This window comes from Halobacillus salinus (assembly GCF_004684905.1).
Taxonomy (GTDB): Bacteria; Bacillota; Bacilli; order Bacillales; family Halobacillaceae; genus Halobacillus; species Halobacillus salinus.
In genome coordinates this window covers 25348-33515 of record NZ_SRJC01000012.1, presented here as the reverse complement: position 1 = coordinate 33515, position 8168 = coordinate 25348, and the positions used below count along the sequence as shown (strand labels likewise).

The following is an 8168-nucleotide window of genomic DNA, read 5'->3' as shown; positions in this document are numbered from 1 at the left end:
GATGGACACACCGCTGGTGTACCAGTTGTTCCGCCAGGAGCATGGCTGGGTAGCTACGTGTGGTCGGGATAAGTGCTGAAAGCATCTAAGCATGAAGCCCACCTTGAGATGAGATTTCCCATTACCTTGAGTAATTAAGATCCCTCAGAGACGATGAGGTTGATAGGTCTGAGGTGGAAGCGTGGTGACACGTGGAGCTGACAGATACTAATGGATCGAAGACTTATCTATCTAAGAAAAGCGAAAGCGACTGGTCAGATCCTCGCTGTAGCTGGACAGTGAAAAGACGTTGGTTTACCGTTTGATGAACTCTCTTATTCAGTTTTGAAGGTTTACTAAAAACCTTATTATGATGTGGTAGTGAAGGCGAAGAGGTCACACCTGTTCCCATGCCGAACACAGCAGTTAAGCTCTTCAGCGCCGATGGTAGTCGGGTTTACCCCCGTGAGAGTAGGACGTTGCCACGTCACACAACCCCTTTAGAATTTACTTCTAAAGGGGTTCTTTTGTATCGGATTTTACATAGAAAGAGTAGGATTCAATGGTTTATACAGCAAGTTCGAGGGGAATGGAAATTTATTATACAAATGGATGGGTGATCAATTTGGTAAAGCTTGAAAGGAAAAGAGATACATATTGGAATTGGAAGTATGCAATGATGATTGTGCTCATTCCTATTGGATTCTATCTTGCATCGTTACGCGAAGATATATCTATGCTGCAGCACGTCGCTTTCATCGCCATTATCCTATGGCTTGCAAGTGTCGGTGTTTTCGGGATAACTAATATCTATCAACCTCTCAAGATTTATGGATATCTGTATCTGGCAAGCAGTGTTTTATTCGCTTATTTGGGACTGGTGTTTATTTGGTAGATTCATGTTGAAGGACCTTGAATTTCCGGTTATAATATATTGCGAATATACGTTCGGAGGGATCGTTATAGAACTTGTACGTTGGAGCTATTCTAGGAGAAAAATGGTTAGAGGATATTTCGATAAATTCCCTAATTCCACTTTTTACTTTCGACGAATACGCAGATACTACATTTTGTACACCTTAGATTGGCAGCTTGATGACCCTGAAGTTACAACGGATGATCGAGAACAAATGCAGACTTTAATCAATGAAGCATTAGGTCGAGAAAGAGAATATCAGCATAGAAAATCGAGAAGCCTCTAGGGCTTCTCGATTTCTTTATATGAGACTACATGAGGGCCAATTGGCGGGAGGTCGAATACATCGCCTGCTTGTTTAAAACCAAGTCTGTCGTAGTAGCCTTGGGCACTTGTTCTGGCATTACACCATAAGATATCGGCGTTTCTATTGCTGAGAATCTCTTCTGCTTTCGATACAAGATGTGTTCCAGCACCCTGCCCACGGTATTCGGGCCAAGTAGCCATTCCTCGAAGTCGATATACTTTTCCATCCGGCACATCTGAGTGATCTTCTAGATAGAAGGAACCTACACAAATGAGGTGATCTTCTACAAATACTCCAAGATGAAAACTTTCTTCTTCGTAATCTTTCGGATACTTACAGTCTTCTAGTGATTGGTTAGGTCGCAATATTTCATGTCTAAGAGGAAGTGCTTCGCTCGGTTGAATTAATTTGACTTCCATCTTTCCCTCCTTACCCCATGGATTCCCAAGCCGCATGCATACCTGCAACACGTCCTGTTACCATAGCCGATGTAATATTATATCCACCCGTGTAGCCATGAATGTCCAAAATTTCTCCACAGAAATATAAACCATTCATTCGTTTGGACTGCATAGTGTTTGGAACGATTTCTTTAATCGATACACCACCACCTGTGACAAAGGCTTTCTCAATCGGTTGACTGTCATGAATTTGAACATTAAACTGTTTCAAATATTGGACGAAGTCGTGTAGTTTAGCATTTGATATGTTAGCAGCTTTCTCCTCGTGGGAAATGGCTACTAATTCGAGTACATAATCGAGTAGGCGCTCTGGCACAATGCCTTTGACAACATTTCGGAACGCTTTTTTCGCTTGGTCCTTGGACTCTTTTTGCAAACGCTGGTACAGTTCTTGCTGCTTCTCATCTGGCAAGCAGTCTATTTCCATGGTGACTGGTCTATGCCCCTTCATGAACTCCTTAACCACGTATTGGGAGCAACGCAGGATGGCAGGACCAGATAGGCCGAAGTGGGTGAACAGCATGTCCATACGATGGGTAACTATTTTTCTACTTTTTTGATTGAGGACTGAAACATCTACATCTCTTAACGAAAGGCCTTGGAGCACTTTCTTCTTGATGAAAGGGTCATTCGAGATGAGAGGTACTTCTGTTGGGAATAACTCTGTGATGGTGTGGCCTGCTTTTTTAGCCCACGCATAGCCGTCTCCTGTACTTCCGGTATGAGGGACAGCTTTTCCGCCAACTGCCAGTACAATAGCATTCGTCTGGATTTTTTCGCCGGATTTGAGGATGATAGTGTGTTGATCTTCGCCGTAGTCAATCGCCTCGACGGGAGTTGACTTCCGTACCTCTACGCCCAAATGGTCGAGTTGATTCAAGAGAGCTTGTACGACATCCTTCGCTTTATTACTTACTGGGAACATACGGCCATGGTCTTCTTCTTTCAAGGCTACTCCTAATCCTTCGAAAAAATCAATAATATCGTAGTTGTTAAATACAGAAAACGGGCTGTATAGGAATTTCCCATTCCCTGGAATGTGCCTGATGACTTCTTCTTCAGGGAGTCGGTTGGTAACATTACAGCGTCCACCGCCTGAGATAGCCAGTTTTGTTCCGAGTTTTTTTCCTTTATCGATCAGGAGGGTTTCTACACCTTGCTCTGCTGCTGCGATGGCAGCCATCAGGCCGGAGGGCCCTCCTCCGATGACAGTTACATGATAGGTCATGATGTACTTCCTTTCTTTTTTCCGTTCTATCTTTGTTTACCCTTTATCTATGATAAAATAGATGAGGTCGATTCTACAATTAAATTGAAGGTGAATAAATAAATATGTCGAAGATTTTAAAAGGAACCTTATTGTTGACGGCAGGAACTTTCTTATCAAAGTTTCTAGGTATGATTTACACGGTACCGTTTGAAAATATGGTGGGGCCTCAGGGGACCGACTTGTTTGCTTACGGATATACACCATACAGCATTCTTTTAAGTCTATCTAGTATGGGAATTCCTGTCGCCGTTTCGAAGTTTGTCTCCAAGTACAATTCACTAGGTGATTATCAGACTGGACGGAACATGTTGAAAGCCGGAATGATTCTGATGTCGATCACAGGGTTTATTGCGTTTCTTATTCTGTTTTTCTCAGCAGGAGCAGTAGCTACTTGGACTGTCGGAAGTGGATCACCTCTAATAGAGGATGCGACACTAGTTATTCAAATGGTCAGTTTTGCTTTACTTATTATACCGCCTATGAGTATTACCCGCGGTTTCTTCCAAGGGAATGAGTCGATGGCCCCGACCGCCGTCTCTCAAGTCGTGGAACAGATTGCAAGGATTGTTTTCTTGTTAGGCGCTGTCTTTATTATTATCCAACTCTTGGAGGGGCCAACCGAATTAGCTGTCGGTTTTGCGACGTTCGGTGCGTTTATTGGTGGTCTCGCATCCTGTGTCGTCTTGTTCGTGTATTGGCGTAAACGAAAGCCATACTTGGACAGGCAGATTGAAGCACAGGAATATACGTATGGATTGTCTACGAAAGAGATGTTCAAAGAGCTGTTTACGTATGCAGGACCATTTATTTTAGTAGGAATTGCTACGCCACTCTATCAAGTTGTCGATCAGTTTTCTTTGAAAAAAGCAATGGAAGCTGGAGGATTTGCTTACAACGACGCTTATTCTACCATCAACTTTTTGAGTCATAAGCTTGTCATGATTCCGGTCACGTTCGGGATCGGTTTATCCCTTGCACTATTGCCGGTAATTACCCAAGCGTTCACGAAGAATCAGATGGATCAATTGAATCGTCAAGTTAACCAAGCACTCCAAATTGTAGCGTTGTTGATTATTCCATCTGTAATCGGGTTGTCTGTTGTGTCGATGGAAGCCTATGCCACTTTTTACGGAGTGGAAGAACTGGCGTTTAGAGGTGGATTATTAAGATGGTATGCACCGGTTGGTTTAGCACTTGCCCTTTATACAGTTACGTCTTCTATACTACAAGGTATTAACAAACAGAACTTTGCTGTCATCAGCTTAGGATCGGGTATCTTACTGAAGGTTGCATGTAACTGGTGGTTTATTCAAATGTTCGGGGCTAAGGGTGCGATTCTTGCAACCGGACTCGGTGTGACAACTGCTGTCGTGTTGAACTTCATCCGTATTTTCTCAAGCATTGAATTTGACTATAAGCCGCTTTATAAGAGGACTTTGCTTATTCTGATCCTATCGACTGTTATGGCGTTGTTCGTGGTGGGTGTTAAGTTACTCTTAGGTCTGTTCATGAATCCTATGGAAAGCCGGTTGGATGCATTGATTGTTTTGATGCTCAGTATCGGAGCAGGAGGAGTTGCGTATTTGTGGCTTACGTACAAAACGACGTTGTTAGAGCGCGTTCTTGGTGGTCGCATCCGTGTATTAGATAAATTCTTGAGCCGTTTTTAATTGGAGGAATAGATGTGAGAATAGATAAATTGCTAGCGAACATGGGATATGGAACGAGAAAAGAAGTGAAAGCCCTTCTTAAATCAGGGAATGTCCGTGTTAATGGTGATCCGGAAAGAAGTCCGAAAACACATGTCGATCCTGATGAGGATTCTGTTACGGTCATGGGGGATGAAGTAGAATATAGAGAATTCATTTATCTCATGATGAATAAGCCTGGGGATCTCATTTCCGCTACAGAGGATGCACATGACACGACTGTCATTGACATCCTACAGCCCGAAGACCATGTCTTCAATCCATTTCCAGTGGGAAGGTTGGATAAAGATACAGAGGGATTGCTGTTGATTACGAACGATGGTCAGCTTGCTCATAAGCTGACCTCCCCTAAGAAGAATATCGGTAAAACGTACTATGCCGTTATAGACGGGGAAGTAACAGAAGAAGATGTCACGGCGTTCTCTAAAGGTGTGACGCTCGACGATGGATACGAAACGAAGCCTGGTGAGTTGGTAATTCTAGAATCCGGTGCGGAATCTGAAATCGAACTTACGATTACAGAGGGTAAGTTCCATCAGGTGAAAAGAATGTTCGAAGCCGTTGGGAAAAAGGTGACTTACCTCAAACGAATCCGTATGGGTACGCTAGAGCTGGATTCTGACTTAGAGCTTGGGGAATACCGTGAGCTTACAGACGAGGAACTGGATTACTTGTTTTCCAACACAGATATGTAAAAAAAAAGCACCCGGGGTTTCACCCGGGTGCCATATACTTCAAAGATCAGGAAATCTTTACTCTCTTCTCCGTCACAGTCCACTGTCCACGATGCGGACTCGATACAAGTCCGTTATATTCCAAAATGCTTAAATCCCTTTGCATAGTTCGGTCGGTAATACCGAATTCTTCTGCTAATTCGCTCGTTGTTACTGTTCCCACTTTTCTAATGTAAAGATAAACAGCTTTGATGCGGTTAAGCATACGGGAAGATGGATGATTCAAGAAACCACTCCTTATTCGTCTTGGAAAATTGTGGTGCTCGGATACTTCGAAGTTGCCTTTATTCTACAATACAGTCATAAAACGTGCTACCGAATTGCTCTTATTTTACAGACTATTCACCAAATTTACGAAATATTAAAGTGAGGAGGTCATCTTATGTTAATTTTAAGGAAATTTTTCTTGAAATTAGTGAAAGTCAGCAACATGGTTCTGTTTCTTGCCAGCTTAATCCTTGTCATCCTGTCATCCGTGCTCATTTTTCTTGTAGAGAATGAGACGTTCCCAACAATTTTCGACGGATTCTGGTGGGTGATGACGACAGTGACGACCGTCGGCTATGGTGATTATTCACCAGCTACAGTAGCAGGACGTATCATTGCAATCTTCTTGTATATCTTCGGTATAGGCTTGATTGGGGTTGCAATTGGAAAAATAATAGATAGCCTTGCCATTTTCCGAAAAAAACGTGTAGAGGGTGATATTGTGTACAAAGATTCCGGACATTTCATTATCATCGGCTGGTCTCAAAAAGCTCATTTTGCGATTAAAGAAATGCTTGAGACAAAGGAAGATGTTGAGATCGTGATCATCGATCAGTTGAAAGAAGCACCATTATTAAGTGAGAATATTCATTACATAAAAGGAGAAGCTGCTGATAGCCAGACGTTAGAGAACGCGAATGTGAAAGGGGCGAAGGCTGTGCTCATTTTTGCGGATGACCATTTGCATAATGATCAGATGACAGACGGTAAGTCGCTCTTAATAGCGTCGTCCATCGAGGCGGTTGCTCCGAAGGTACACACGATTGTAGAGATTATGGAAGAGAAACACATTGATAATTTCAAACACGTCCATGTGGATGAGTTCATTGTTTCCAATGAAACCATCTCCTCATTGGCTGTCAGGTCAGCGTTTCGAAAAGGAATTTCTGAAATTTATGGTCAGCTCCTCAGGCGCTCTGTCGGGGAAGACCTTTACCACGTACCGATCAAGCAAGAATGGGCTACTTACCGCGATGCTTTTGAATTCTTGCTGAATGAAGGAGCGACGCTGATTGCGGATCGAAATGACTTGGCGATCAACCGCAAGTTAGATGAACAAATCCCTGCTGAAGCAGAGCTATATGCCGTATGTGACCGAGAAACCTATGAGAAAATATTGAGAGGGGCTTGATTACCATGGATATCAAACAGTTGAGCGAACGTTATGAACAAGAGTATTTGGACAAGGTGTTCCGTTTACTTTCCATCCCATCTGTTTATGAAGAAGACGATAGCTATCCTTACGGAAAAGCTGTTCATGATGCGTTGGAAAAGATGCTCGAGATTGGAAATCAGGATGGTTTTTCAACGAAGAATGTGGATGGTCATGCTGGTCATATAGAATTCGGAGAAGGCGAAGAGATTCTCGGTATTCTCGGACACCTTGACGTAGTACCTGCCGGCAAAGGATGGTCTACTCCTCCATTTGAACCGACTGTAAGAGATGGAAAACTTTACGCAAGAGGCGCACAGGACGATAAAGGTCCTGTTATGGCTGCGTATATGGCAATGAAATTGTTAAAGGATCAGGGCTTCGAACCGAACAAAAGGATCCGCCTCATTGTTGGGACGGATGAAGAGAGGGACTGGAAGGGAATCGACCATTATTTCTCTAAAGAAGAAATGCCGGAACTCGGTTTCACCCCGGATGCTTCCTTCCCGGTCATTCATGCAGAAAAAGGCCTGTTAGACGGGTATATCTCCTTTTCGTTGGAAGAACAAGGGGATCCACTCGTGTCGATTCAGAACCTTGAAGCAGGGGATCGATTGAATATGGTTCCGGATGAAGCACAGACGGTCCTCATTGCATCTTATGACCTCCACGAGGATTTTGAATACTTCTTGCAGGAGAATGAACTGCAAGGCGAGATCGAGAACATAGGAAACCAATATAAATTAACGGTGAAAGGACACTCCGTGCATGCTAGTAAGCCTGAACTTGGTACCAATGCAATTCGTTCATTACTTAAGTTCATGCTGACCCTTCCGCTCGCAGATCAGGTACTAGAGACGTTGAAGTCGGTATATCACGGGTTTGAACAGACGGACGGTAGTGGTCTAGGTCTTTCCCTTTCGGATGAGGTTTCTGGTCCTTTAACGGTTAACTTGGGATCGCTTCATATCACGAAGGAGTACGAGGTGAAGTTGGGACTTAACCTGCGCTATCCAGTTACAGCCGATCAAGATAATGTGCTGAGACGCTTAGAAGAGTTTGCAGATAAAGTTGATGGTGAGTTCGAAGTGTACGATCACTTGAAATCTCTTTATCTTGAAAAAGATCATCCTTTCATTCAGACGTTGCTGCGTGTCTATAATGACATCACTGGCGAAGAAGAGACTGTCCAGTCGATGGGTGGTGCGACATATGCAAGGTCGCTGTCTGCTGGGGTCGCTTACGGTGCAATGTTCAAGCACAGCCCTGATACAGCCCATCAGAAAGATGAACATGTGCTTATTGCAGATATGGTCCGTGCTATTGAGATTTACGCTTCAGCCATCTATGAATTAACGAAGTAATAGAAGAA

8 protein-coding genes and 2 rRNA genes are annotated in these 8168 nt (G+C 43.4%); 7 read left to right on the top strand and 3 right to left on the bottom strand.

Features of this window, described 5'->3' with window-relative positions:
- The 3 genes from E4663_RS19515 to E4663_RS19505 form a co-directional block, all read left to right on the top strand.
- Positions 1-231 (top strand): 23S ribosomal RNA (locus E4663_RS19515); the annotation flags it as partial.
- A gap of 122 nt (positions 232-353) precedes the next feature.
- Positions 354-467: ribosomal RNA gene (rrf, locus tag E4663_RS19510) — 5S ribosomal RNA — on the top strand.
- Positions 468-658: 191 nt separating this feature from the next.
- The gene (locus tag E4663_RS19505) at positions 659-874 is read left to right on the top strand and encodes a hypothetical protein (RefSeq protein WP_158290548.1); all 216 of its coding nucleotides are present in this window, start codon (positions 659-661) and stop codon (positions 872-874) included.
- Positions 875-1177: 303 nt separating this feature from the next.
- On the opposite strand, the gene E4663_RS19495 is transcribed toward E4663_RS19505, so the two are convergent.
- Together E4663_RS19495 and E4663_RS19490 are read right to left on the bottom strand one after the other, a co-directional pair.
- A complete protein-coding gene (locus E4663_RS19495) occupies positions 1178-1621 on the bottom strand; it encodes a GNAT family N-acetyltransferase (RefSeq protein ID WP_079478401.1) in 444 nt (147 codons plus the stop codon).
- A gap of 10 nt (positions 1622-1631) precedes the next feature.
- Positions 1632-2891, bottom strand: coding sequence for a BaiN/RdsA family NAD(P)/FAD-dependent oxidoreductase (locus E4663_RS19490; protein WP_135328831.1), 1260 nt, complete (start codon positions 2889-2891; stop codon positions 1632-1634).
- Positions 2892-2995: 104 nt separating this feature from the next.
- On the opposite strand from E4663_RS19490, the gene E4663_RS19485 reads away from it, so the two are divergent.
- Entirely contained in the window at positions 2996-4603 is a 1608-nt protein-coding gene (locus E4663_RS19485; protein WP_135328830.1) for a putative polysaccharide biosynthesis protein, read from the top strand.
- An 8-nt stretch (positions 4604-4611) separates the two neighbouring features.
- Entirely contained in the window at positions 4612-5337 is a 726-nt protein-coding gene (locus tag E4663_RS19480; RefSeq protein ID WP_338323670.1) for a pseudouridine synthase, read from the top strand.
- Positions 5338-5383: 46 nt separating this feature from the next.
- Here E4663_RS19480 and E4663_RS19475 read toward each other — a convergent pair whose 3' ends face one another.
- Positions 5384-5581 (bottom strand): DeoR family transcriptional regulator, encoded by a 198-nt coding sequence (locus E4663_RS19475; protein WP_421804020.1) that lies wholly within the window; start codon positions 5579-5581, stop codon positions 5384-5386.
- Positions 5582-5758: 177 nt separating this feature from the next.
- On the opposite strand from E4663_RS19475, the gene E4663_RS19470 reads away from it, so the two are divergent.
- Together E4663_RS19470 and pepV are read left to right on the top strand one after the other, a co-directional pair.
- Entirely contained in the window at positions 5759-6775 is a 1017-nt protein-coding gene (locus tag E4663_RS19470) for a potassium channel family protein (RefSeq protein WP_135328828.1), read from the top strand.
- Between the two features lie 5 nt (positions 6776-6780).
- On the top strand, positions 6781-8160 hold the full coding sequence (gene pepV / locus E4663_RS19465) for a dipeptidase PepV (RefSeq protein ID WP_135328827.1): 1380 nt from the start codon (positions 6781-6783) through the stop codon (positions 8158-8160).
- The last annotated feature ends 8 nt before the right edge of the window (positions 8161-8168 follow it).

Excerpts from the sequence above, each read along its gene's own strand:
- E4663_RS19505 (WP_158290548.1), top strand. The coding sequence starts at position 659 with ATGATTGTGCTCATTCCTATTGGATTCTATCTTGCATCGTTACGCGAA.
- E4663_RS19495 (WP_079478401.1), bottom strand. The coding sequence starts at position 1,621 with ATGGAAGTCAAATTAATTCAACCGAGCGAAGCACTTCCTCTTAGACAT.
- E4663_RS19490 (WP_135328831.1), bottom strand. The coding sequence starts at position 2,891 with ATGACCTATCATGTAACTGTCATCGGAGGAGGGCCCTCCGGCCTGATG.
- E4663_RS19485 (WP_135328830.1), top strand. The coding sequence starts at position 2,996 with ATGTCGAAGATTTTAAAAGGAACCTTATTGTTGACGGCAGGAACTTTC.
- E4663_RS19475 (WP_421804020.1), bottom strand. The coding sequence starts at position 5,581 with ATGCTTAACCGCATCAAAGCTGTTTATCTTTACATTAGAAAAGTGGGA.
- E4663_RS19470 (WP_135328828.1), top strand. The coding sequence starts at position 5,759 with ATGTTAATTTTAAGGAAATTTTTCTTGAAATTAGTGAAAGTCAGCAAC.
- pepV (WP_135328827.1), top strand. The coding sequence starts at position 6,781 with ATGGATATCAAACAGTTGAGCGAACGTTATGAACAAGAGTATTTGGAC.